Raw genomic sequence first — 23,247 nt, 5'->3', positions numbered from 1 at the left:
TATCCAATTACTGTGCCAAAAAAATAATTTGAAAGTCTATTTAAGATAAGGGTTTGTATATTAATGCGTTATGTTATGTTGGTTTGTTTTTGATTTTGATTTTGTAAAAAAAGCTGTTAAAAAGATTATTATCAAAAAAAACAAAAGCTATTTTATATGTTATAAATAATTGTATTTTAGCAACAACTAAATCTTAACCTACATGAGAAAAATAATATTATTTTTTAGTTTATTTGTTTTATTGGTGTCCTTTAAAGCGTTGAAAAATAATGATAAAGCACCTGTAACAGGAGGCTTTGTTTCAATGCAGACCGAAGTTTTATTTCAAGATAAAATCAGTATTCGTGCCATTACAATCGATAATAATAAGGTCTGGTATGGTGCCGATAATTCTCGTTTTGGCTGTTTTGATTTAGATAAAAGGGAAAAATTTGAAGATCATATTTATCGTGATACACTTAAACTAGAGTTTAGAAGTATAGCACAAAATGACAAAAGCATATTTTTATTAAGTGTTGGAAATCCTGCTCTTTTGTATCAGGTTGATAAAAAAACTAGAAAAGTAAAATTAGTTTATAAAGAAGTAAATACCAAGGTGTTTTATGACAGTATGCAATTCTGGAATGATAAAGAAGGAATCGCAGTTGGAGATCCTACAGAAGATACTTTTTCTATAATTGTGACACGTGATGGGGGAGAGACATGGACAAAATTACTCTCTGATAAATTACCTACTAACGCACAGGGTGAAGCCGCTTTTGCAGCAAGCAATACTAACATTGTAATTAAAGGCAATGATACTTGGCTGGTTTCTGGCGGAAAAAAATCGCGCGTTTTTTATTCTCCTGATAAAGCAAAAACTTGGAAAGTTATCGATACGCCTATTACTCAAGGCAAAGAAATGACAGGTATTTTTACAGCCGATTTTTATGATGCAAAACACGGATTTGCCGCAGGTGGTGATTATGAATTTCCGGAGAAAAACTCTGAGAATAAAATTTGTACCAAAGACGGAGGAAAAACGTGGGAATTAATAGGTCAGAATCAAGGTTTTGGATATGCTTCTTGCATTCAATATGTTCCGGGAAGTAATGCTAGAGAACTAGTTTGTGTTGGCTCTTCAGGGATTCAGTATTCGCAGGATGGTGGTGCAACTTGGAAACAACTCTCTGATGATTCTAAGCTCTTTACGATTCGATTCATTAATAAAAATACTGCAATCGCTGCGGGTTATAATAAATTAATTCGAATCACTTTTATATAATCAGACTCGATTTTAAAAATAACAAACCCCCTAAATAATAAAGTAAGTATTATTATATAGGGGGTTTGTCGCTGTTGTATTTTTGTGTTAATCCTTTGCGGCTTTATCTCGATATTGTTTTAATAATTTTCGATTAAAATCGTCTTCAGATTTTTTAAGCTTTAATATTTTCTTTGCTGAAAGTATCCTTTTTAAGTTTGAATTATATTTTTCGCGTAAAAGGTATAATTCTTTATCAGTACTTTCCATTTGCGAAAGCAAAACCGCTGCTTCTTTCTCTGAAATTGAATTGATATTGTCATCATTCAGGCGCTCTAAATAGGCTTTCATTTTTTGATGCCTCAATTCAAATTGTCTGTCATCATAGGCATTGTAAATAGGCCAAAATTTTTCAGCTTCTGTAGGAGTCAATTCTAATTCAGTTGTTAAAAAAGAAACTTTATAAGCTTTAATCTTTTCGCGTTTTTCATCTGTTTTCCCGCTTTGGGCATAAAACGAAAAACTTACCAGGAATAAAATTATCGGTAGGATATTTTTGATTTTCATCTTTTAAGTTTTGTTTTTATTCAGAAATTAAGTGTTCAATGTTTGGATTTGATGCTAGAATATCTTCTAGGGTTTCGTCTTCAATAGCTACGTTTTTATTCAGTTTTTGAATATCTTTTGTATCTAAATTTTGAATCAAGTCATATTGATTTAAATTAGACTGATAGGATAAATAAGTTTCTAAAGTTGCTTCGTCAAGTTCTTTAGAAGTTGCGTTGTAATTATTTACTATAGGAATCATCAGTGCAAAAACAATCACTGCGGCCGCAGCAAGTGAAATTACATTTTTACGTTTATAAAAAGGTATAACTTTTACTTCTTTCTCGTTAATCTGCTGTAAAACTTTTGCCGATAAATCATCAAAATAATGCTCCGGAGTTTTGAATCCAGATTTGATTTTCGGTTCGTTTTCTAATTTAAATGCTTTCATAATGTCTATAAGATAGTTTTTTTTACAAAAGGTTTAATTTGATGTAACATATAATTCAATTTTTTTTACTGCATGATGATAAGATGCCTTTAAGGCACCAACTGAAGTCCCCAAAATCTCAGCTATTTCTTCATATTTTAATTCTTCAAAATATTTCATTTTAAAAACTAATTGTTGTTTTTCGGGCAAAGTAACAATAGCTTTTTGGAGTTTGATTTGAATTTCATCTCCATCAAAATAAACATCAGATTTTAGATTTTCTATCGTTTTTGTCTGTAACGCCTCAGATGTCAATCCGTTTAATTTCGCTTTCTGATTTAAAAAGGTCAACGCTTCATTTGTTGCAATACGATACATCCAAGAAAAAAGCTTACTTTCTCCTTTAAAGTTTTTTAAATACTGAAAAACCTTTACAAAAGTGTTCTGCAAAACGTCATTAGCATCTTCATGATCCAAAACAATGTTTCGAATATGAGAATACAACGGTTTTTGATAATCAGACAAGAGTTTTTGAAACGCTGTATTTTGCGTTTTAGGATTTAATAATTGTTGTATAAATTCCTTCTCGTCTGTCAAATTTGCTCATTTATCTTATTAGAATGAATTTTAAGCTAAAGGTTTAAAGGTCTTTATTTTAGAATTCGTCTTCTTCAGGTGTTGCTGGAGTTGTGGTCGCAGGTTTTGGAGCTGTCGGTTTTGGTTTTACTGGTTTTTTTACAACAGGAACAGTTGTTGCGGGATTAGCAGTTGCAGGATCTGTTGTTGTAGGGTTTGTAGCTGCAGGATCAACTGTGGTGTCATAAGTCGCAGGAGCTGTAGAAACCGGAACAACTTTAGGTTTTGTTGGGAAATAGATTTCAGTAACTAATTTAGACGGACTTTTAGTATCTAATTTGCTGACTGCTAATATTTCAAGATGTGACCAGCTTAAATCGGGCATTATTTTTTGATTGTTGATGTAAGCTGTCGTTTTAGCTATTGCTTCACTAGTATGCGAATAATCACCAGTTAAAGTTGTCTTTACGGCTTCAAAAGCATTCATTTTGCCTGATAAGATGTCACTTCCAGAAGTAATAGAAATTTCTTTATTTATTGGTAAACAAATCGAAATTTTAGCCAATCCAGTTGCAGTGTCATAAGTATGGTAAATGATAAACGGTTTTCCGTTTGCCTGCAAAGCATTGGTTTCACTAAACTGAATAAGTTTTGGAATAACGATTCTTGCGTTTTTGTTTATTTTCGAAATTTCACTAGTAAAAGTCTGTTTGATGTATGGGATTTCAGTTTTCTGAACAACTCCGTTTACTTGAATGTTATACGTTTTGGTTTCGTAATTAAGGTTTTTGTCAATGTTTGCAAGACTTTTTTCATAAATTGTTCCAATAACCTTGTCAGAACCTCCATTTAGTGCTGTGTAGATTTTGAACAAAAAGCTCATCGTTCCTTTTGCTTTCCAGGTTACTTTTGTTTTTCCTGCTAAAGTATCTTTAAAAGTCCAGTTTACGTCGGCTTCTGTGCCGTCATACTTCATTTTTTGTGCAATACTTTCTCCGTCTTTTGTTTTTAATGTGATTGCATTTCCTGCTCCTTCAGTTCCGGTCCACGAAAATGAAGCGCCATTTCCTACTGTTTTATTTGGGAAATTAAAATTTATTGATGAGTCTTCAACAGCCCAAGATTCAAAATCTTCATGATTTCTAAAATCATTTACATAATTATATACAGTCGCTTTTGGTGAATTGATCACTTTGCTTCTTTCTACAGTGAAAATCCCTTTTTGGGTAGCTACAAAAACAGTAAGAGCAACTAAGCTTAGTAATAATAGTAGAAATAAATATTTTAGAATCTTCATTGGAGTAGGTTGTTTGCTGTCGTAAAGTTATAAATTTTTATCACTCGTCGTATAAAATGGCATTATAATAAAAACAGGTTTGTAAAATTGTACTGATCAAAAAATATTCAAATAAAACGATTTTGAATGAGTTTAATTGTGAATTTTCTGGATTTATTTAATTTACACAAATTATCTTTTGAAGAAAAACTTGATTACAAACAAAATTGCAATAAAAAGCAGAAAGACAATTAAAACTTTGTAATTTCCTTTGTAAAATATTTTATGAAGCGCAAGATCTTTTCGATAAGCAAAAATCATAACGATTACAAAAGCAATAAAAAAACAGACTCCGAATATTAATTGTCCTTGACTAAACATAGTTAAAATTATTTTTGGCAAATTTAGAGAATTGTATACGAATTGTTGCTAATTTGCCAATTCATTTAATCAATTAAAAACATGAAGAAACAACTAGATGCAGTAACGCAATTTCATACTGCTTTTAAAATAGGCCACAGCGAAACTCCAAAAGCAGATTTGGGCGCTACTAAAAAAATGCTTCGTTATAATTTGATGAAAGAAGAAAACGAGGAGTATCTTGAAGCTGTTCAAAATAATGATTTGGTTGAAATTGCTGATGCACTTGGTGATATGATGTATATTTTGTGCGGAACTATTATCGAGCACGGTTTACAGGATAAAATAGAAGCGGTTTTTGATGAAATTCAGCGCAGTAATATGAGTAAGCTTGGAGAAGATGGTCAGCCAATCTATCGAGAAGATGGAAAAGTAATGAAAGGCCCGAATTATTTTAAACCTGATTTTTCGAAGCTTTTATAAAGAAGGTTAACCGCAAAGACCGCAAAGGTTTTTTGGGAAGTCCTTGTAAAATAAAAACAAAAAGTTCGCAAAGCTTTGCGCAATTTTTGTCATTTCTCCTTCGTCGAAATGGCAAGATTGTGGAAAAAAATAACCCGACAAATTTTAGAATTTGTCGGGCTTTTATATTTAAAACGATCTTTTGATTACTGAACTTTTACTGTCCATCCGTAAGTATCTTCAGAAAGTTTGTTTTGAAGACTTGTTAGTTTTTCTTTTAAGAATGACGCGTATGAATTCTCAATTGGAGTCAATTCATAATATTCATCTTTATATGAGAATCCTTTAATTACACTAATAACGGCAGCAGTTCCGGCTCCAAAAATCTCTTTTAAAGATCCGTTTTTAGCAGCTTCAACTAATTCTGAAACAAGTACCGGACGAACCTCTACATTAAGACCTTCTTTTTCTGCCATTGCAATCAAACTTTTTCTGGTAATACCATCTAAAATTCTTTCGCTTGTTGGAGCAGTTAATAAAGTATCATTAATTCTGAAGAAAACGTTCATTGTTCCAGCTTCTTCTAGTTTTGTATGCGTGGCATCGTCAGTCCAAATAACTTGTTGAAAACCATCTTTGTTTGCCAGGTTAGTTGGGTAAAACTGTGCGGCGTAGTTTCCTGCCGCTTTTGCAGCACCAATTCCGCCATTTGCAGCACGGCTGTAATGCTCAGCAATAATTACTTTTACTTCACCGCCATAATAGGCTTTTGCAGGTGAAAGTAAGATCATGAATTTATATTCGTCAGATGGATTTGCAATAACTCCAGGTCCTGTCGCGATCATAAAGGGACGAATGTACATACTTGCTCCGTTTCCTCTCTGAATCCATTCTTGATCGATTTTTAATAATTCATTTAAACCTTCTAAGAAAATATCTTCTGGAACTTCTGGCATTGCCATACGAACTGCAGAACTGTTGAAACGTTTGTAGTTTTCATCAGGTCTAAACAACCAAACATCATTATTTTCATCTTTATAAGCTTTCATTCCTTCAAAAATCGCTTGTCCGTAATGAAAGACTTTAGAAGAAGGATCCATTAAAATAGGAGCATAAGGCTTAATGACCGGAGCCTGCCATTGTCCATTTTTGTAATCACATTCAAATAAATGGTCTGTAAATACAGCACCAAAGCTTAAGTTTTCAAAGTCTACAGAGCTTATCTTAGACGATTCAGCTTTTCTGATTTCAATTTTGCTTGTTTGAGTTGTACTCATAATTATGTAAAGTTTTATCTAATTGAATTCTTAACAGATGAAAATATAACGTAATGATCTGATGAAGAATAAGGTTTTGTTGAATGCAAAATTACGGAAAAATATATAATTTTCTTGGTAAAACCTCATTAATTCCTGCATTTAATTGAGATTTATTTATCTTATAATAAACCTAAAATTTTGGCAGAGTTTTATAAAGAATTTATGAAAAAAGTGCGATTTTTTAAGGCTTTACGCATTTGTTTTGATTAATTTTGATGAGTAAAACAGACTGAAAATCAGTGAAACACTATTGTAAAATTCGAAAATCGTGAAAAGAGAAATAATTAAAACGCTAGATGGTTCAACCACAATTCATTTGGAAGAATGGAATGAAAGTTATCATTCAAAACATGGCGCAATACAGGAAGCAAAACACGTTTTTATAAAAAATGGCCTTTCATTATTTGAAGATAAACCTGTTGCTATTTTAGAAATTGGTTTTGGAACGGGATTGAATGCTTTTATTACTTTTTTAGAATCGGAACAAAAACAGCAGAAAATTGATTACGTTGGCGTAGAAGCCTACCCAGTTGGAGCGGAGGAAGTTTTAGGGATGAATTATGTTGCCGAATTAGAAGCATTGGAATTTGATAACATTTTTGAGAAAATGCATAAATGTGATTGGAATAAGAAAACCGAAATTAGCAGCAATTTCTCGTTAACCAAAAGAAAACAATTTTTTGATGAAATTGACGATTTTGAAACTTTTGATTTGATTTACTTTGATGCCTTCGGATATCGAGTGCAACCAGAATTATGGAGCACTGAAATTTTCCAGAAAATGTACAATAGTTTAAAATCAAATGGTGTTTTAGTAACTTATGCTGCTCGCGGCGTTGTTAAAAGGAATATGATTTCAGTTGGATTTACAGTCGAAAAATTGGCCGGTCCGCCGGGGAAACGCGAGATGTTTAGAGCTTTTAAAAAGGTCTAATTAAGTTATTTATAATGATTCTATATTGATTTATATGTACTAAGAAAACGTATTCGTTGATAAAGTTTTGAAAAAAATAAGTTAAAAAAGATCTTTATATGTGATATTTGTTTAAATTTGGTGCGAGTTTAAAAAAATAGATAACCCCCAAAAATCTTATTTTATTATGTCAAAAATGATGTTTGATTACACGAAATCAATACTCGAGAGAGTAAGTTTCGACCCGGTACTTTTCTGCAAAGAGGTAGAGAAAGCTATCAAAACACTATTACCTTATGAAATGGAACAACTAAAAGAATGGTTATTAAATTTCATAATTGAGAAACCAGAATTAGAACAGAGTCTACTACTGATTAAAGTATAAAAAAAGGGAGCCAAATTGGCTCCCTTTTTTATTGCTATTTCTTTTGCAGCGGACTGATGATTTGAACATTCTGGAAAACAATTGCTCCTTTTACAACACCAGCAATTGTTGATCTGATAGCGTCGATGATTTGCATTTTCAACTCGCTTTTAGGGTAAATTAAACTTACCTCACGGGCAGGCTTTGGCTCCTTAAAATTACGGAGTTTCAACTTATCGGAATCTTTTAAATCTAAGGTATGCAAATACGGAAGTAATGTTGTACCAAGGCCTTCGTCGGCTAATTTTATTAAGGTCTCAAAACTGCCACTCTGAATTTGAAAATTGTTTTGGTCAATATCAGTGCCGTTTTTGCATAAATTTAAAATTCCGTCTCTAAAGCAATGACCATCTTGTAAAAGTAAAATCTCGTTCAGATTTAAATCGGCAACTTCAATTTCTTCTTTTTGAAAACTCGCATGGTGCTCGGGAATGTAGGCAACAAAAGGTTCAAAGTATAAAACTATTTCTTTAATTTTTTCATCTTCAAGTGGTGTTGCGGCAATTGCAGCATCAAGATGACCGTTTTTTAATTTTAAAATAATTTCATCAGTATTTAACTCTTCAATTAAGAGTTTGACTTTTGGATATTTTTTAATGAAATTATTTAAAAACATGGGCAACAGTGTCGGCATGATCGTTGGGATAATTCCTAAACGAAATTCGCCACCAATAAAACCTTTTTGTTGTTCCACAATATCTTTAATTCGATCTGCTTCGTTTACAATATTTTTTGCTTGATTGACAATTTTTTGTCCAATATCAGTCAGCTGAATAGGTTTTTTGCTTCTATCAAAAATTAAAATATTGAGTTCTTCTTCAATTTTCTGAATCTGCATGCTTAAAGTGGGCTGTGTAACAAAGCATTTTTCTGCTGCAAGAGTAAAATTTTTGTGTTCGGCAACTGCTAACACATATTGCAATTGAGTTATAGTCATATTGATAGTAATTTTTGATGCAAAAATAAGAAAATATAATTTTTATTTATGTAAATTTTATCAAACTTACTTTAATTTTGTAGTAAATTAGTGTAAAAAATTAGATTATGAAAACAAATATTTTAGGATTACCCGTTAAAGAATCAGAATTGTTAGTAAAAGAATTGAATATATTGCTTTCAAATTTTCAAGTATATTATCAAAACCTAAGAGGAATTCACTGGAACATTCGCGGAAAGCGTTTCTTTGATCTTCATGTAAAATTTGAAGAATTATATACCGATTCGCAGCTTAAAATAGATATGATAGCCGAAAGAGTTTTAACTATTGGAGGTACTCCTTTACATACCTTTGAAGATTATATTAAAAATAATAAATTGACGGTTGGAAAAAATATTTCAAACGATGAAAAAGCAGTGCAATTGATCGTTAATTCATTGTCTGATTTGCTAAAAATCGAAAGAGAAATCCTAAATAAATCGGGAGAAATTAATGATGAAGGAACAAATTCAATGATGAGTGACTTTATTGCAGAGCAGGAAAAGACAATTTGGATGATGAATGCATGGCTTGAAGAGTCGTTGTAATTTGTTGTTTATTAACAAAATAGAACCAGAATGATTCGTTTTAATCATTCTGGTTTTTTTATTTATGTTAAATTTCTATAAAATTTTTTGCTTCCCGCTTTGATTTTACGCGTTTAACGCTATTTTTGCCACAATGAAACTAGTCGCTCGCATATTATTATTCATATTTATTGCTTTTTTAGCAACACCAACTGTGGTGACGCTGATGAAGAAAAGCAATGATACGTCTATGTTTTTCAGTTTTTCTGAAGAGGAGCACTCGCATAAAGAACTTAAGGCTGCTGTTTATCCAGCAATACTTCAGCATGAGGTTGTAATGCCAGTTTATATTGAAAAAAAGACAATCGTTTCTGAAAATATTGTAAAACTTGACAATATTTCACCGAGCATATTTGCTCCACCTCCTAACTTGGCATAATACTTCCGATTATTTTGAACTTAACTGCATTTACATAAATGCGGTAAATCTTTAATGAATAATTTTTTTAGTATTGTGTTATGACAAAAAAAATCAATCTTTTTGCCAACCTTAAATCTGATTTTGCTTCAGGTTTGGTGGTTTTCTTGGTGGCTCTTCCATTGTGTTTAGGTATTGCAATGGCTTCTGGAGCACCATTATTTTCTGGAATTATTGCAGGTGTTATTGGTGGTATAGTAGTAGGTTACTTAAGCCAGTCGCACATCAGTGTTTCAGGTCCAGCTGCTGGATTAACAGCAATTATTTTAACCGCTATTACTGATTTTGGTGCTTTTGATGTGTTTTTACTGTCTGTTTTTATCGCAGGAATAATTCAATTAGCATTAGGGTTTTTAAAAGCCGGAAGTATATCAAATTATTTTCCTACCAATGTAATTGAAGGAATGTTAGCGGGTATTGGTATTATTATCATTTTAAAACAATTGCCTCACGCTTTTGGTTACGATGCTGATTTTGAAGGTGATCAGGCTTTTATTCAGAATGATGGCAGCAACTCGTTTTCGTTTTTATTTGATGTTGTAAATCATATTCAATTAGGTGCAGTAGTAATTTCGGTGATTTCACTGGCAATATTGCTCGCTTGGGATAAAGTACCGTTCTTAAAACGCTTAAAATTAGTTCCAGGTGCCTTAGTTGCTGTTATTGCTGGAGTAGTGCTTAATGAAGTTTTTGTTTCGTCAGGAAGCTCATTGGCAATTGCAAAAGAGCATTTGGTTTCTTTGCCAGTTCCAAAATCTTTTGATGATTTTAAATCGATTCTGATTACGCCAAACTTCAGTGCAGTTACAAATCCGCAGGTATGGGTTGTCGCTATCACAATTGCGATTGTAGCTTCTATCGAAACATTATTATGTATCGAAGCTTCTGATAGAATGGACGTTCAAAAACGTTACACTGATACCAATGTGGAGCTTAGAGCACAAGGTATTGGTAATATGATAAGTTCGCTTTTAGGTGGTTTGCCAATGACATCTGTTGTGGTTCGATCATCTGCAAATAATAATGCGGGCGCAAAATCTAAAATGTCAGCGATTATTCATGGTGTTTTATTATTAATCAGTGTTTTGTCGATACCGGCAATTTTAAATAAAATTCCGCTAGCAACTTTAGCAACAGTTTTAATTCTGGTTGGATACAAATTAGCAAAACCAGCAACTTTCATGCATTTCTGGGAAAAGGGGAAATATCAATTTGTTCCTTTTATAGCAACTTTAGTCTTTGTTGTTGCTACAGATTTGCTGAAAGGGGTTGCGTTAGGAATTATCATCAGTATCATTTTTGTATTGAGAGGAAATTTAAAAAGAGCTTACAATTTCAAGAAAGAAGAATATGAAGATGGAGATATCATTCATATTGATTTAGCTCAAGAAGTTTCATTCTTGAATAAAGCGGCAATTAAGCAGACTTTAAGTGAGATTCCAGAAAACTCAAAAGTGATTATTAATGCGCATGATACAGAATATATTGCTCATGATGTTTTAGATTTGATACGCGAGTTTAAAGAAACACGTGCCATTGATGAAAATATTAAGGTAAAACTTAAAGGTTTTAAAAAAGCGTACGAACTCGAAAATACGCCTGAAAATAATAATCATGTTACCATTGAACATTATTATGATGTTGCTAAAAGAGCTTTGGTAAAAAGAGAAACATCTAAAGAACAATTTTAAAACAAATAAAATAAATTAAAATATTTCTATGTGATTAGAACAGTCAAAATTTAGGTAACTTTACAAAAGTTCTTTTTATAAGCTTTAATCACATAGAATACTATTTAAAAAAAATAAAAAATGAGAGAATTTTATAAACAAATACTTGAGAACAATAAAAAATGGGTAGAAGATTCATTAGCAAAAGACCCTAACTATTTTGCTGATTTGGCAAAAGGACAATCGCCACCATTATTGTGGATTGGATGTTCTGACAGCCGTGTTCCTGCAAATGAAATTATTGGCGCAAAACCAGGTGAGGTATTTGTACACAGAAATATCGCAAATATGGTTGTTCACTCTGATATGAATATGTTAAGTGTACTGGATTATGCGGTAAATGTTTTAAAAGTAAAACACGTTATTGTTTGTGGACATTACGGATGTGGCGGTGTAAAAGCGGCTATGGGACAACAGTCTGTAGGGATTATTGATAACTGGATTCGTCACATTAAAGATGAGTACCGTTTACACGATAAATATTTAAATTCAATTGAAGACGAAACAGAACGTTTTAATGCTTTTGTTGAAATCAATGCAAAAGAACAAGTGTACAATTTAGCAAAAACTTCAATCGTTCAGGGAGCTTGGAAAAATGGTCAAGACCTAATGCTTCACGGATGGGTTTACGGATTAAATTCTGGTTTTGTAACTGACTTGAATGTTACTATTGGTTCAAACGACGAACTCGATGCAGTTTATCAATTAGACTTGTAATAGAAAATAAAAATCGCCTCAAAAGGGCGATTTTTTTTATTCGTTTCATTTAATCAGAATAATACATTTCCATTATAGAGCCAGAATACCAGTACTCGCGAATATCATAGTAGGTAGAATTCTTTAAATAGTTTGTGAAAAAACGATAATAATTATCTGTATCAGAATAATAAATTATGCTTTTGTAATTATCAATCATATATATTGTAGTATATTTTTTTGTGCTACTCTGTTCGTATAATGGTTTTATTGAAATGTTAATATTGTGATAGTATGTGAGTATTTTTTCTTTGCTTGTTAAATCAGGTATTTTTTTATTTTGAGGATTAAAAAAGATGACATTTATTTCTTTATAAAATAATGAATCATTTCTAAAAAGATAAGTAATAATTGTGTTGTCTAATTCTTCTTTTAGGTAACCAATATTTTTTTTCTTTTTAATTGAATCTTCATAATCAAAATTCCATAGTTGAGTTGGGCATAATTTTCCTTCTTTATCTGCCTCTGGTTTTACATTAGAATACATATCATATCTCACAATAGATTTGATTGAGTCATTAATTTTATCATCATCATCATCATCTAATTTTTCGATGTACGAATATTTATAGAAGCCATTATTAATTAAATCTTGTTGGGTTATTGGTTTGGTTAAGAAATGATTTAACGTGTCTTTTTTTTGACAAGTTATAAGTGTTAGCGCAATTAAAATTAGGACTATATTTTTCATATCAAGTTATTGTTAATCCACATTCCTGTAACTCTTTCAGTATATCTCTCACTTTGTTCATTGGCTTGCCCTCTGACCTTTGAGGGGAAACATATCCATTTGTATTGTCTCTTTTGTAATGTTGATATAGAGTTTGCTCATCTAGATAAACAGGTCCGTTTACGGGAAATGTATATTCTGCAAGACTAAATCGAGGCTCTGCACTTAAGGCAAATCCTAAAATTTTTATTGAATAATCCGCAATTACAGATGCTTTTCCAGGTACAAAACCTACTGCTGCAGTTGTAATTCCTAAAAGACTTAACTTATTATTTAAATCATCTCTATTTTCAGAAACTTTTAGATAAGTATAATTTACATAAGTTCTGCGATTGCAAATAGAAGCTTGTTTAATGTACTCGTGAAATTTTTCAAGTAAATATATTTTCCCATTTCTAAATGTAATTTGCTTGTTTTTTATTACCAGATTATGGAGTTCATTTTTGTCCACACATCGCTCTAGTTCTTTTTGTATTTTGGTAGAAGAATCTAAAATATGTTCTCCATTTACGTACTTTAATCTAAATGTTGTATTGACTTTTTCTCCTTTTATTATACGTCCTTTATTGTCTATATAGATGGTTAGGGCGCTCAAATAACAATTTCTTGGGGTTGTTGAAACATCACCTCTTTCAACAGGATCAGTATAACATTTATTTAATTCTAAAGATGTCAGAGCAGTGATGCAATGAAATAATCCATTTATTTTCATTGATATGCTTTGTGTGTAGTAAGATCTGTATAGATCTCTATATTGATATTCTTCCCAAGGTTCAGGTATAATTTCTGGTTCGTAATCGCCTAGACTAATTGATGGTGTCATTTTTATATTTTTACAGTTTTAGTAAAGCTATTTTATATAAAAACGACTAATGGTTGATATAGGGCAAAAAAGTAATAGAATAAGGTATAGTTTATAAAAAAATCGCCTCAAAAGGGCGATTTTTTTTTATTCGTTTTCGTCAAGATTTTCATTAAACGCTGACGGAAGCATTGTAGGAATAAACTTTATTAAAATTGGCAATAATAAACTGCCTCCCGGAAGTAAAAATATGGTCAAAGACGGAATCGTTTTACAGATATCTAAAAGCTGTTTTTTTACTTTTTTCTTTTCTTTGGCATCCAAATCTCTTGTTGTTGAATAAGCCAATAATACCATTAATTCCTTGCTCTGAACAATTTCTTTTACCAGTCGGTTTTTGTTTCTTATAATCAATTTTACAACGGTGTGTGTCATTTGATCATAAAAGTGTTTTACCGGATTTGAGTAATTGAAATACGGAATTTTCTTTTTATGAGTAGTAATGAAAAAATTGGTCGTAGCGATACTTTTGGTTACAAAATCATCAGAAACATTCATCGTTGAACCTAACGAATATAAAAAGTAAGCTTCTTCATTTTCAACAACTCCATCGCTCCATAAAGCCATTCCTGCCATATCGATTAGATAATAATGCTCTAAAGTATTGTTGAAATATTCCAGAGAAAGTGTTTCTAAAGTTTCGACAGTAACTTTTGAAAATTTCGAATAACGAATCGAGGCTTCAAAAAGTTTTATCAATAAATCATCGTGCTGTGATTTGATTGTTTTTGTTTTTAATGCAAGGCCAACTATTCCTAAAACAGTTTCCTCAATGCGTTTTAAATATTTATCAGGAATAGCACCATGCTCTAAATATTGTCTAAAGGCTAATACATCAATGAATAACAAAGCATTAGTAACCAAATGCGAAAAGTTTTTACTGATAATACTGTCGTTTGTCTGGACGCGTTGATCGATTATGTTTTCTAATGAAAGGGAAGGAGTATCCTTTGGAAGTAAAATTTTAAATAAATTAAAACCTTCCGGATTCATTTGCTTGTAGAACTTTAAAACTTCTGAAATAAAATTTTTGGGTTCAGAGTTTCTCTTTTCTAAACAAAAAACATGATATAATGTATTTAATAAGGCAACTTTAGAAATTTCGGTTTTAAACCAGCCTTTTATAGGAATTGGAATTTGTGAATCTATAGAAATAATATGCCCATAGATAAAACCAGTTTCTCTGACTTTATAGTAAAACGAATCTGTTGTTTCAAAAGGAATAGCTTCTGAAAACTTTTGTTCACTAAAAAACTTATCTATCCAGCCTGGTGCCGATGGGTTAATCATTAACTTTAGTTTGAGATTGCAAAGCTAATTTTTTTTCTTGTGTTAGAATTCATTTTAAATGAAATAACCACTAGATTTTGTGAAAAAATAGTGGTTATTGCATTTTTTTTATTTGATGATTCCTGCGCAGGCAACTCGACCACCAGCATTTCCAGTAGGCTGAGTCGTAAAGTCATCGGTTCCTTGGTGTACAATTAAACCTTTTCCTAAAACATCTTTGTTAGCATCTCCACAGCCAACACACCATTCGTCAGTTGTTAAAGTAATAGTTCCGTTTCCTTTTGCATCAGCAGTAAAGTTCCCGATATCACCTTTGTGATATTCTCCAACTCCCCATTTTCCATGTTTTTTAAAGGTCGGATTCCAGTGTCCGCCGGCAGAACTTCCATCGGCAGCAGAACAGTCTGATTTTTCATGAATATGGATTGCATGAACTCCTGGCTGTAATCCGGCTACTTTTGCAACAAACGTTACTTTTCCGTTTTTCTCAGTAAAAGTGGCAGTTCCTGAAACAGTACTGTTGCTTTTTGGCTCCAGATTTACTGTCAACGTTTTGGCATCATTTGATTTTGTATTTGTTTTACAGCCAATAATTAAGGCTGTAATTATAGCGAAAGAAACAAGTGCTTTTTTCATATGTGAGGCATTTAAATTAAAGATTAAGTAAATTTAACATAAAAAAGCCGATATAATTAACACTAAAAGTTAAATAAATCTAAAACTATTAGTTGCAATTTAATGGCAGTTTGAGCTGAGAACAGAAAAATATTGCTTAAATTCGTATAGTTTTTTAACGAAAAATTTCCCAAGTCTTGTTTTCTAATTCACTAATTTTTAATGATTAACATTATGATGAAGAATTTTTTTACAATGGTTTTCTTAGGTACGGTATTAATTTCCTGCAAATGTCAAAAAACAGATTCAGTTTCAAAATTAGATGGAAATTGGGAACTTAATTACATTTCCGGCCCGCGAATAGCTTTTGATGGTTTATACCCTAATAAAAAACCAACAATTAATTTTAATGTAAAGGAAAATCAGGTTTCGGGAAATAATGGCTGTAATTCCTATACCGGAAAACTTAGCGTAACTGGAAATAAAATTGATTTCACACAGCCAATGGCGGTTACAAAAATGATGTGTTTAGACGGGCAGGGCGAGCAGGTTTTTATGAGTACACTTCAAAAAATCACCTCATACGATGTTACCGATGACGGAAAAACTTTAAATTTTATTTCAGGAGATATTGCCATGATGCGATTTACCAAAAAATAAAATCATTTTATTTTAACTCTTAAATTTATATTTTATGTCAGTTAAATTATCCATTTTATTTGTGTTCGTCAGCTTTTTGAGTTTTTCGGCTATTGCACAGGAAAAAACTAAAAAAGAGCTTAAAGCGGAACAAGAGTTGAAAAAACAAAAGGAAATTGAAGCTTTAATTGATTCTAAAAATTTTGTTTTTGAGGCACAAAAGGCAAGTCCGCAAGGGGGAAGACTTTTGAATCTTGACTATAATACCTATTTCTTAAAATTTAATGAAACAAAGACAACATGCGATCTTCCGTTTTTTGGACGCGCTTATAATCCAGCTTATGGAGGTGATGGCGGTATTAAGTTTGAAGGCGTTCCAGAAAATATAAAAATAGAAAAAGGCAAGAAAAAAACTATTGTTAGAGCCACGATAAAAGGCAAAGATGATGTTTTTGACCTTTTATTGACTGTCTTTTTTAATGGAGATGCTTCTCTTTCAGTGAATAGTAATAATAGAGCTGCCATTTCTTATGACGGTGAAGTAGAGGCTCCCAAACCAGATGATGTTAAAAAATAAGAGTTATAGTTTAATCATTGTATCGCCAATTCTTTAATTTATGCCAAAAAAATACAATTTTGTTTTGCCTCAAAAATACCTGTGCGCAGTTCTTTTTTTAATTAATTTTTTAAGTTATAGCCAAGATTTGGAACCTAGGGTTTATGCCAATGTGCCTAAAAACCTGAATGTTGTTGCAATTGGATATGCTTTTTTAGACGGAAATGTATTGACAGATCCTGCATTGCCTATCTCTGATTTTACTCTTCAAAGTCATAATATTGCGGCGACTTATGTGAGAACTTTTGGATTGTCAAAAAAATTGGCACGTATTCAAATCGCTGTTCCTTATTCATTTATGGATGGATCGGCGATGGTAAATAATGAACTCATAACAGGCTCAAGAACTGGTTTTGCCGATATGAAAGTTCGTTTTGGTGTAAATTTGCTGGGTTCTCCAGCACTTGATAAAACTGAATTCAGAAGTTTTCAGCAAAAAACTATTTTGGGAGTCAGTTTGGTAACCTCAATCCCAACGGGTAAATATTATGGCGACAAAAGAGTCAATATAGGAACAAACCGCTGGGGTATTAAACCTGAAATTGGAATCTCAAAACGGTTCTCGCATCTTTATGCAGAAGCTTATGGAGGTATTTGGTTTTATACGAATAATAATGATTTTTTAGGAAAAAAAATGGAGCAAAAGCCTACTTATAGCCTTCAGGCGCATGCTAGTTATTATTTTAAAAATCAAATGTGGGTTGGTTTTAATACAAACTGGTTTTTTGGTGGAAAAACAATAATTGATGGAGTTTCTGAAGCTAGTGAAATTGACAACTGGCGAATTGGGGCAACATTTTCAACACCAATAGCAAAAGGGCAATCGATTAAATTTCAGTATCACGTTGGGGCGTACACAAACAACGGATTGAATTATTATGCTTTGACCGCAGCGTATCAATATTCCTTTTTTTAAATTTTAGATTAGATGTAAAAGTTTAAAAATCAGTATATTTAAGGATGCATATTTATTTAGAAACAAATTAAAATTAAAACTATGAAAAAATTATGTCTTATTTTTATTATGGCTATTGCTACGTTTTCAGCAAATGCACAATCTTCATTTAAAGAAGATGTCGAGGTTCTTCAAAGTCTTTATGGAAAATCAAAAAGTGATTTGGTAAAACAATACATGAATTTATCAGATGCGCAGTCAGTTGCTTTTACAAAGGTTTATGATGACTATGAAACACAGCGTAAAGCATTGGGACAAACAAAATTTCAGCTTATTAATGATTATGCAGCCAATTATGCCACTCTAACAGATGCAAAAGCAGATGAATTGGCAAAAGGAACTTTAAAAAATCATATTGCGTATGAAAAATTATATGAGAAAACATATAATAAAGCTAAAAAAGTAATTGGTTCAATTAATGCCGCAAAATTCATTCAGCTTGAGGTTTATCTTCAAACGATTATTAAAAGCGAAATTTTAGAAGCAATTCCGTTTATTGGCGAATTAGATAAGACAAAGGTTCAGTAAACTTTTTTTCATTAAAAGAAAACGGCAACAGTTGCTAAACTGTTGCCGTTTTTTTATTCTTTTTCAGAGTAAGTAGCATTTGCCGGACTCCTCTTTTACGTTTTAATTACTTGTTTTTGACTTCATAAATGGCATTTACCATTCCGTCTCTTGGAGTATCGAGGACAAGTTCCCAAAACATAATACCGCCTAATTTTTTAGATTTTGCGTATTCCGTTTTTGCTTTTATGGAAGTAAGATCGTCTCCGGTCGCAAATGTTTTTTCTTTTTCATTGTACCAATATGGAGCTTTTGCTTTATCATCCCAAAAATATTTCCAGCCATTAGCTTCAGTAAAAACATTGGCAAAACTTTTAAAGTCAGTTCCTTGAATATGTTCACCAGCTTGATATAAACCGTTGTTAATGTTTTCAACATTTTTCCAAGTTCTGGTATAAAAAGCGCCACCAATAATTAATTTTTCAGATGGAACTCCTTGTTTTAGCAAATAAGTAACGGCTCTGTCTGTCGATTCTTCTTTTGGATTTGTGCTGTACAATGGTGTATGATGTCCTGTAACTTTAGAATAGCCGTTTACCAAATCATAGCTCATAATATTAATGCGGTTTACTAACGGAGTTACGGCTTTCCAATCAATAGATTCATCCAGATATTTTTGAAAACCACCTGCTGCAAAACTTAGTTCGTATTTTTTTCCTAAAGTGGAGCGAAGAATTTTTAGTAATTCGGTAAAATTAGGTTTGTCAACAGCTTGATATAAATGCCCAGGAAGGCCTTCAATAGCAGGGTATTCCCAGTCTAAATCTAATCCGTCAGCTTTAAAATAATCGCTGACTTCTTTTACTGATTTTGCAAATTTTAATCTTCCTTCTGCAGTAGAAAAAGCAGAAGAACAAGGTTCGCATCCGCCCCAACCGCCAAGAGATAAAATAATTTTTAACTGTGGATTTTTTACTTTAAGAGAAACTAAATGTTTTATTGTTAAAGAATCTTTAGGTGAATCTACACTTAGTTTCCCATCTTTTAAATGACAGAAACTAAAAATAATTTGATTTAATTTATTGACTTCATAGTCATCAATTAATTTAGAATCTCCGGTATAATAAGCGATGATGTCCAATTTTTTATTTTTCTGTGCAAAAGTTGATGAGGATAAAATACAGAGAAATAAAAATGCAATTAGGTTAATTTGTTTCATTTTTTATTTTTTGAAGTTTTAGAATGCTAAATATAAAGCAATACATTTAATATTTAACCATTTCATTTATTTGGAGAAGTTGATTTTAACGAATATTTTGCAAATCGTTGCAAAAATATTGCGTCATGGGTTTTAAATATTTGCAAAAAAAAATAAACCCGCGCAGTTTCGGACTTGCGCGGGTTTAAACAAATTAAAAGCTAAAAACTATTGTGATATTAGAAGCAGTAAGTATCTTCTGCAACTAATTTAGCGGCGATTTTTTCTCTTAGCGCTACAACGTTTGGTAGGTTAGTGTATTTTGTAAAACGTTTTAATCCCATTAACATCATACGTTGTTCGTCACCTTCAGAGAAAGAAGCAATTCCTTCTTTTCCTCTTAAGTTTACGATATCTACAGCTTTGTATAAGTATAATTTTGCCATAGCAATTTGCTCTTGAACTTTATCTTCGCCTTGAGCTTTTGCTAATTTTTCAGTTCTCAAAATCGTACTTTCAGCCATATAGATTTCGATTAAGATATCAGAAGCGGCCATTAATAATTGTTGGTGAGCATCTAATTCAGGACCATATTTTTGAACAGCGCTTCCGGCAACCATTAAGAAAACTTTTTTCAGGTTAGCAATGATTCCTTTTTCTTCAGCAAATAATTCAGAAAAATCAGGAGTGTCGAAAGATGGAATTCCCATTAATTCTTCCTGAACTTTCATAGCTGGTCCAAGTAAATCAACGTGTCCTTTCATTGCTTTTTTGATCAACATACCAACAGAAAGCATTCTGTTGATTTCGTTTGTTCCTTCGTAGATACGAGCGATACGAGCATCTCTCCAAGCACTTTCCATTGGCGTGTCTTCAGAGAATCCCATACCACCAAAAATCTGAATTCCTTCGTCAGAACAGTTTTGAACATCTTCAGAAACCGCTACTTTCAAGATTGAACATTCGATAGCATATTCTTCAACACCTTTCAATTCAGCTTCTTGGTGAGAAGTTCCTTCTGCTTCACGAGCAGCAATTCTGTCTTCGATATCTTTTGCAGCACGGTAAGAAGCACTTTCTCCAGCGTATGCATTAGTTGCCATTTCAGCTAATTTAGAACGAATAGCTCCAAAAGAGGAGATAGAAGTATTGAACTGAATTCTTTCGTTAGCATATTTTACAGCTCCAGAAGTAACTCTTCTTTGAGCATCAAGACATGCGGCCGCCAATTTAATACGACCAACGTTTAAAGCATTCATTGCGATTTTGAAACCGTTTCCTCTTTCAGACAACATGTTTTCAACAGGAACTTTTGTATCGTTGAAGAAAACCTGACGAGTAGAAGAAGCACGGATTCCTAATTTATGCTCTTCTTCATTCATAGAAATTCCGTTTGACGGATCGTTTTCTACGATGAAACCTGTAATATTTTTATCATCTCCAATTCTAGCAAAAACGATGAAAACGCTGCAGAAACCTGCATTCGAAATCCACATTTTTTGACCTGTAATTAAATAATGAGTTCCGTCTTCAGATAAAACTGCTTTAGTTTTTCCTGAGTTAGCATCAGATCCTGCACCTGGTTCAGTTAAGCAATAAGCTCCAAACCATTCTCCAGAAGCTAATTTTGGAACGTATTTTTTCTTTTGTTCTTCAGATCCATAAAGGGTAATAGGCATAGTTCCAATTCCTGTATGTGCACCAAAAGCAGTTGAGAAAGATCCAGTTGCACCAGAAATATAATCGCAAACTAACATTGTAGATACGAATCCCATTCCTAATCCACCATATTCTTCAGGAACTGCAACTCCAAGAAGTCCAAGTTCTCCAGCTTTACGCATAGATGATTCGGTATAAGCGTAATCTTTTTTCTCAAAACGATCTTTATGCGCCCATAATTCTTTGTCAACGAACTCTTTTACAGAGTCACGCATCATTAACTGCTCTTCCGAAAAATCTTCTGGTGTAAAGACATCTTCGCACTTTGTTTCTTTAACTAAAAACTGACCACCACGGGTTACGTTTTTTTCGATTGTATCTGCCATTGCTTATGTTTTTTTGTATGTTTTTTATTTATGTTTTTTGTACACAATGTTTGTCATTGCGAGGAACGAAGCAACCACACTTGCAAAATAAAACTTTGCTTAATTGCGAGCGAGGTTGCTTCGTTCCTCGCAATGACACAAAGTGAATGTATACTTTGCTTAATAATATTTTCTTACAATACCTCGTAAATCCCTGCAGACCCTTGTCCAGTTCCCACACACATACTCACGATACCGTATTTACTACCTCTGCGTTTCATCTCATCAAATAATTGAACAGAAAGTTTAGCACCTGTACATCCCAGAGGGTGACCTAAAGCGATAGCGCCACCGTTTACGTTTACGATATCCGGATTTAAACCTAGCTCACGAATTACAGCCAAAGACTGAGAAGCAAATGCCTCATTTAATTCAACTAAGTCAATATCTTTCAATTCTAAACCAGCTTGTTTTAAGGCTTTCGGAATTGCTTTTACAGGACCAATACCCATAATTCTTGGCTCAACACCAGAAGAAGCAAAGTTTACTAATCTGGCAATTGGCTCAAGGTTTAATTCTTTAACCATGTCCTCACTCATGATTAAAACAAAAGCAGCACCATCACTCATTTGTGATGAGTTACCTGCTGTAACGCTTCCATCGGCAGCAAAAACGGGTCTCAATCCAGCCAAAGCAGCAACTGATGTTCCGGCTCTTGGACCTTCGTCTTGTTTTACAACGTATGATTTAGTTTCTTTTTTTCCATTTTCATTGATGAAAGTCTGATCAACAGTAATCGGAACGATTTGTTTGTCGAATTTACCTTCAGCCTGCGCTTTTAACGCTTTCATGTGAGAGTTGTAAGCAAACTCATCCTGATCTTCTCTTGAGATTTTGTATTGGTTCGCAACCGCTTCAGCAGTTAAACCCATTCCCCAGTAATAATCTTCGTGACCTGCAGCCGCAACTTTATAATCCGGAGTTGGTTTGTAACCTCCCATCGGAATAAAACTCATACTTTCAGCTCCACCGGCGATAATACAATCTGCCATTCCTGATTGGATTTTAGCAGTTGCCATTCCGATAGTTTCTAATCCGGATGCGCAATAACGGTTTACAGTAACTCCAGGAACATCTTCAACTTTTAATCCCATTAAAGAGATCAAACGTCCAACGTTAAGTCCTTGTTCTGCTTCCGGCATGGCATTTCCTACCATAACGTCATCGATACGTTTTTTGTCAAAATCAGGCAGTTCGTCCATCATAAACTGAATAGTTTCGGCTGCTAATTCGTCAGGTCTTTTAAATCTAAAAACCCCTTTTGGTGCTTTTCCTACCGCAGTACGGTAAGCTTTTACTATATATGCTGTTTTCATAAATGATTGTATTAAGATTGGAGAATTAAGTATTAAGATTTTCCAATTGTTTTGTTGATTTTATCTTTTAATGTTCTTTGAAAGGAAAAGTTCATATTTGAAACCTCTACTAGTTGATTAATAGTGGGTTGAATAAGATCTTCATTAACAAGTTTAAGCCTTTTAGCAAGTATTAATTGCGTTATTAATTCGAAAGTTGAACCATTTGCAATTCCTAAGAAGTGCATAAATTCTTTTTCAGAATTTCTTCCAGAACCCTCTGCTATATTTGAAGGAATTGAAACCGCGCATTTTTTTATTTGATGAATTAAATTGAATTTTTCGTCATTCGGTAATAAGGAAGAAATTTCATAAACATGAACCGCAATATCCATCGCCTTCTGCCAAATCTTTAATTTTTCAAACTGATGCATTTCTTA

Annotated in this window: 26 protein-coding genes; 12 read left to right on the top strand and 14 right to left on the bottom strand. The window is 32.7% G+C overall.

The genetic code is table 11. From position 1 onward, the window contains the following. The first annotated feature begins 202 nt into the window (after positions 1-202). Positions 203-1,264, top strand: coding sequence for a WD40/YVTN/BNR-like repeat-containing protein (locus EV145_RS06860; protein WP_133524480.1), 1,062 nt, complete (start codon positions 203-205; stop codon positions 1,262-1,264). A gap of 87 nt (positions 1,265-1,351) precedes the next feature. On the opposite strand, the gene EV145_RS06855 is transcribed toward EV145_RS06860, so the two are convergent. From EV145_RS06855 to EV145_RS06840, 4 genes are read right to left on the bottom strand one after another with little or no spacing between them, the layout of a single operon-like run. Further along, positions 1,352-1,810: a sensor of ECF-type sigma factor gene (locus tag EV145_RS06855; protein WP_133524479.1), complete on the bottom strand. Its 459-nt coding sequence runs from the start codon at positions 1,808-1,810 to the stop codon at positions 1,352-1,354. A 16-nt stretch (positions 1,811-1,826) separates the two neighbouring features. Continuing rightward, positions 1,827-2,240 (bottom strand): hypothetical protein, encoded by a 414-nt coding sequence (locus EV145_RS06850; RefSeq protein ID WP_133524478.1) that lies wholly within the window; start codon positions 2,238-2,240, stop codon positions 1,827-1,829. A gap of 33 nt (positions 2,241-2,273) precedes the next feature. Next, the gene (locus EV145_RS06845) at positions 2,274-2,816 is read right to left on the bottom strand and encodes an RNA polymerase sigma factor (RefSeq protein ID WP_133524477.1); all 543 of its coding nucleotides are present in this window, start codon (positions 2,814-2,816) and stop codon (positions 2,274-2,276) included. 58 nt (positions 2,817-2,874) lie between these two features. Beyond that, a complete protein-coding gene (locus tag EV145_RS06840) occupies positions 2,875-4,092 on the bottom strand; it encodes an SRPBCC family protein (RefSeq protein ID WP_133524476.1) in 1,218 nt (405 codons plus the stop codon). 441 nt (positions 4,093-4,533) lie between these two features. Between EV145_RS06840 and EV145_RS06830 the strand changes: the two genes are divergently transcribed. Continuing rightward, positions 4,534-4,914 (top strand): nucleoside triphosphate pyrophosphohydrolase family protein, encoded by a 381-nt coding sequence (locus EV145_RS06830; protein WP_133524474.1) that lies wholly within the window; start codon positions 4,534-4,536, stop codon positions 4,912-4,914. 185 nt (positions 4,915-5,099) lie between these two features. On the opposite strand, the gene EV145_RS06825 is transcribed toward EV145_RS06830, so the two are convergent. Next, complete coding sequence (locus tag EV145_RS06825) at positions 5,100-6,170, bottom strand: branched-chain amino acid aminotransferase (protein ID WP_133524473.1); 1,071 nt, start codon at positions 6,168-6,170, stop codon at positions 5,100-5,102. Between the two features lie 310 nt (positions 6,171-6,480). Between EV145_RS06825 and mnmD the strand changes: the two genes are divergently transcribed. Together mnmD and EV145_RS22585 are read left to right on the top strand one after the other, a co-directional pair. Further along, positions 6,481-7,146, top strand: coding sequence for a tRNA (5-methylaminomethyl-2-thiouridine)(34)-methyltransferase MnmD (mnmD, locus tag EV145_RS06820; protein ID WP_133524472.1), 666 nt, complete (start codon positions 6,481-6,483; stop codon positions 7,144-7,146). 166 nt (positions 7,147-7,312) lie between these two features. Beyond that, on the top strand, positions 7,313-7,510 hold the full coding sequence (locus EV145_RS22585; RefSeq protein WP_133524471.1) for a hypothetical protein: 198 nt from the start codon (positions 7,313-7,315) through the stop codon (positions 7,508-7,510). Between the two features lie 34 nt (positions 7,511-7,544). Here EV145_RS22585 and EV145_RS06810 read toward each other — a convergent pair whose 3' ends face one another. Further along, positions 7,545-8,486 (bottom strand): LysR substrate-binding domain-containing protein, encoded by a 942-nt coding sequence (locus EV145_RS06810; protein ID WP_133524470.1) that lies wholly within the window; start codon positions 8,484-8,486, stop codon positions 7,545-7,547. Positions 8,487-8,593: 107 nt separating this feature from the next. On the opposite strand from EV145_RS06810, the gene EV145_RS06805 reads away from it, so the two are divergent. The 4 genes from EV145_RS06805 (at position 8,594) to can (ending at position 11,977) form a co-directional block, all read left to right on the top strand. Beyond that, positions 8,594-9,073: a Dps family protein gene (locus EV145_RS06805; RefSeq protein WP_133524469.1), complete on the top strand. Its 480-nt coding sequence runs from the start codon at positions 8,594-8,596 to the stop codon at positions 9,071-9,073. 133 nt (positions 9,074-9,206) lie between these two features. Beyond that, positions 9,207-9,491: a hypothetical protein gene (locus tag EV145_RS06800; RefSeq protein ID WP_133524468.1), complete on the top strand. Its 285-nt coding sequence runs from the start codon at positions 9,207-9,209 to the stop codon at positions 9,489-9,491. Positions 9,492-9,571: 80 nt separating this feature from the next. Continuing rightward, positions 9,572-11,221: a SulP family inorganic anion transporter gene (locus EV145_RS06795; RefSeq protein WP_133524467.1), complete on the top strand. Its 1,650-nt coding sequence runs from the start codon at positions 9,572-9,574 to the stop codon at positions 11,219-11,221. 120 nt (positions 11,222-11,341) lie between these two features. Beyond that, positions 11,342-11,977, top strand: a complete 636-nt coding sequence (can, locus tag EV145_RS06790; protein ID WP_133524466.1) for a carbonate dehydratase — start codon at positions 11,342-11,344, stop codon at positions 11,975-11,977. Between the two features lie 49 nt (positions 11,978-12,026). On the opposite strand, the gene EV145_RS06785 is transcribed toward can, so the two are convergent. From EV145_RS06785 to EV145_RS06770, 4 genes are all read right to left on the bottom strand, one after another. Further along, positions 12,027-12,707 (bottom strand): hypothetical protein, encoded by a 681-nt coding sequence (locus tag EV145_RS06785; RefSeq protein ID WP_133524465.1) that lies wholly within the window; start codon positions 12,705-12,707, stop codon positions 12,027-12,029. A 1-nt stretch (position 12,708) separates the two neighbouring features. Next, positions 12,709-13,569, bottom strand: a complete 861-nt coding sequence (locus EV145_RS06780; RefSeq protein WP_133524464.1) for a hypothetical protein — start codon at positions 13,567-13,569, stop codon at positions 12,709-12,711. 126 nt (positions 13,570-13,695) lie between these two features. Next, the gene (locus EV145_RS06775; RefSeq protein ID WP_133524463.1) at positions 13,696-14,898 is read right to left on the bottom strand and encodes an LETM1-related biofilm-associated protein; all 1,203 of its coding nucleotides are present in this window, start codon (positions 14,896-14,898) and stop codon (positions 13,696-13,698) included. Positions 14,899-15,006: 108 nt separating this feature from the next. Then, positions 15,007-15,534 (bottom strand): superoxide dismutase family protein, encoded by a 528-nt coding sequence (locus tag EV145_RS06770; protein WP_133524462.1) that lies wholly within the window; start codon positions 15,532-15,534, stop codon positions 15,007-15,009. Positions 15,535-15,747: 213 nt separating this feature from the next. On the opposite strand from EV145_RS06770, the gene EV145_RS06765 reads away from it, so the two are divergent. From EV145_RS06765 to EV145_RS06750, 4 genes are all read left to right on the top strand, one after another. After that, the gene (locus tag EV145_RS06765) at positions 15,748-16,173 is read left to right on the top strand and encodes an META domain-containing protein (protein ID WP_133524461.1); all 426 of its coding nucleotides are present in this window, start codon (positions 15,748-15,750) and stop codon (positions 16,171-16,173) included. Positions 16,174-16,207: 34 nt separating this feature from the next. Continuing rightward, positions 16,208-16,729 (top strand): DUF4251 domain-containing protein, encoded by a 522-nt coding sequence (locus tag EV145_RS06760; protein WP_133524460.1) that lies wholly within the window; start codon positions 16,208-16,210, stop codon positions 16,727-16,729. A gap of 40 nt (positions 16,730-16,769) precedes the next feature. Continuing rightward, positions 16,770-17,684 carry a transporter gene (locus EV145_RS06755; RefSeq protein ID WP_133524459.1) on the top strand — a complete coding sequence of 305 codons (915 nt, stop codon included), beginning with the start codon at positions 16,770-16,772 and terminating at the stop codon, positions 17,682-17,684. Between the two features lie 81 nt (positions 17,685-17,765). After that, positions 17,766-18,251, top strand: a complete 486-nt coding sequence (locus EV145_RS06750) for a hypothetical protein (RefSeq protein ID WP_133524458.1) — start codon at positions 17,766-17,768, stop codon at positions 18,249-18,251. Between the two features lie 106 nt (positions 18,252-18,357). Here the strand turns inward: EV145_RS06750 and EV145_RS06745 are convergent, their stop codons facing one another. From EV145_RS06745 to EV145_RS06730, 4 genes are all read right to left on the bottom strand, one after another. Continuing rightward, positions 18,358-19,449 (bottom strand): glycoside hydrolase family 18 protein, encoded by a 1,092-nt coding sequence (locus EV145_RS06745; RefSeq protein WP_133524457.1) that lies wholly within the window; start codon positions 19,447-19,449, stop codon positions 18,358-18,360. A 218-nt stretch (positions 19,450-19,667) separates the two neighbouring features. Then, positions 19,668-21,473, bottom strand: coding sequence for an acyl-CoA dehydrogenase family protein (locus EV145_RS06740; RefSeq protein ID WP_133524456.1), 1,806 nt, complete (start codon positions 21,471-21,473; stop codon positions 19,668-19,670). Between the two features lie 173 nt (positions 21,474-21,646). Next, on the bottom strand, positions 21,647-22,828 hold the full coding sequence (locus tag EV145_RS06735) for a thiolase family protein (RefSeq protein ID WP_042563104.1): 1,182 nt from the start codon (positions 22,826-22,828) through the stop codon (positions 21,647-21,649). A gap of 32 nt (positions 22,829-22,860) precedes the next feature. After that, positions 22,861-23,241 carry a four helix bundle protein gene (locus EV145_RS06730; protein WP_133524455.1) on the bottom strand — a complete coding sequence of 127 codons (381 nt, stop codon included), beginning with the start codon at positions 23,239-23,241 and terminating at the stop codon, positions 22,861-22,863. Positions 23,242-23,247: the final 6 nt, after the last annotated feature.

Origin of the sequence: Flavobacterium sp. 245 (assembly GCF_004362055.1) — a bacterium.
In the GTDB taxonomy this organism is placed as follows: domain Bacteria; phylum Bacteroidota; class Bacteroidia; order Flavobacteriales; family Flavobacteriaceae; genus Flavobacterium.
Note: the sequence above shows the minus strand (reverse complement) of the source record. Positions and strands in the feature narration are given on the sequence as shown.

What these genes read in the sequence shown, in the direction of transcription:
- EV145_RS06860 (WP_133524480.1), top strand. Translation starts at nt 203, where the DNA reads ATGAGAAAAATAATATTATTTTTTAGTTTATTTGTTTTATTGGTGTCC.
- EV145_RS06855 (WP_133524479.1), bottom strand. Translation starts at nt 1,810, where the DNA reads ATGAAAATCAAAAATATCCTACCGATAATTTTATTCCTGGTAAGTTTT.
- EV145_RS06850 (WP_133524478.1), bottom strand. Translation starts at nt 2,240, where the DNA reads ATGAAAGCATTTAAATTAGAAAACGAACCGAAAATCAAATCTGGATTC.
- EV145_RS06840 (WP_133524476.1), bottom strand. Translation starts at nt 4,092, where the DNA reads ATGAAGATTCTAAAATATTTATTTCTACTATTATTACTAAGCTTAGTT.
- EV145_RS06830 (WP_133524474.1), top strand. Translation starts at nt 4,534, where the DNA reads ATGAAGAAACAACTAGATGCAGTAACGCAATTTCATACTGCTTTTAAA.
- EV145_RS06825 (WP_133524473.1), bottom strand. Translation starts at nt 6,170, where the DNA reads ATGAGTACAACTCAAACAAGCAAAATTGAAATCAGAAAAGCTGAATCG.
- EV145_RS22585 (WP_133524471.1), top strand. Translation starts at nt 7,313, where the DNA reads ATGTCAAAAATGATGTTTGATTACACGAAATCAATACTCGAGAGAGTA.
- EV145_RS06810 (WP_133524470.1), bottom strand. Translation starts at nt 8,486, where the DNA reads ATGACTATAACTCAATTGCAATATGTGTTAGCAGTTGCCGAACACAAA.
- EV145_RS06805 (WP_133524469.1), top strand. Translation starts at nt 8,594, where the DNA reads ATGAAAACAAATATTTTAGGATTACCCGTTAAAGAATCAGAATTGTTA.
- EV145_RS06800 (WP_133524468.1), top strand. Translation starts at nt 9,207, where the DNA reads ATGAAACTAGTCGCTCGCATATTATTATTCATATTTATTGCTTTTTTA.
- EV145_RS06795 (WP_133524467.1), top strand. Translation starts at nt 9,572, where the DNA reads ATGACAAAAAAAATCAATCTTTTTGCCAACCTTAAATCTGATTTTGCT.
- can (WP_133524466.1), top strand. Translation starts at nt 11,342, where the DNA reads ATGAGAGAATTTTATAAACAAATACTTGAGAACAATAAAAAATGGGTA.
- EV145_RS06785 (WP_133524465.1), bottom strand. Translation starts at nt 12,707, where the DNA reads ATGAAAAATATAGTCCTAATTTTAATTGCGCTAACACTTATAACTTGT.
- EV145_RS06780 (WP_133524464.1), bottom strand. Translation starts at nt 13,569, where the DNA reads ATGACACCATCAATTAGTCTAGGCGATTACGAACCAGAAATTATACCT.
- EV145_RS06775 (WP_133524463.1), bottom strand. Translation starts at nt 14,898, where the DNA reads ATGATTAACCCATCGGCACCAGGCTGGATAGATAAGTTTTTTAGTGAA.
- EV145_RS06770 (WP_133524462.1), bottom strand. Translation starts at nt 15,534, where the DNA reads ATGAAAAAAGCACTTGTTTCTTTCGCTATAATTACAGCCTTAATTATT.
- EV145_RS06765 (WP_133524461.1), top strand. Translation starts at nt 15,748, where the DNA reads ATGATGAAGAATTTTTTTACAATGGTTTTCTTAGGTACGGTATTAATT.
- EV145_RS06760 (WP_133524460.1), top strand. Translation starts at nt 16,208, where the DNA reads ATGTCAGTTAAATTATCCATTTTATTTGTGTTCGTCAGCTTTTTGAGT.
- EV145_RS06755 (WP_133524459.1), top strand. Translation starts at nt 16,770, where the DNA reads ATGCCAAAAAAATACAATTTTGTTTTGCCTCAAAAATACCTGTGCGCA.
- EV145_RS06750 (WP_133524458.1), top strand. Translation starts at nt 17,766, where the DNA reads ATGAAAAAATTATGTCTTATTTTTATTATGGCTATTGCTACGTTTTCA.
- EV145_RS06745 (WP_133524457.1), bottom strand. Translation starts at nt 19,449, where the DNA reads ATGAAACAAATTAACCTAATTGCATTTTTATTTCTCTGTATTTTATCC.
- EV145_RS06740 (WP_133524456.1), bottom strand. Translation starts at nt 21,473, where the DNA reads ATGGCAGATACAATCGAAAAAAACGTAACCCGTGGTGGTCAGTTTTTA.
- EV145_RS06735 (WP_042563104.1), bottom strand. Translation starts at nt 22,828, where the DNA reads ATGAAAACAGCATATATAGTAAAAGCTTACCGTACTGCGGTAGGAAAA.
- EV145_RS06730 (WP_133524455.1), bottom strand. Translation starts at nt 23,241, where the DNA reads ATGCATCAGTTTGAAAAATTAAAGATTTGGCAGAAGGCGATGGATATT.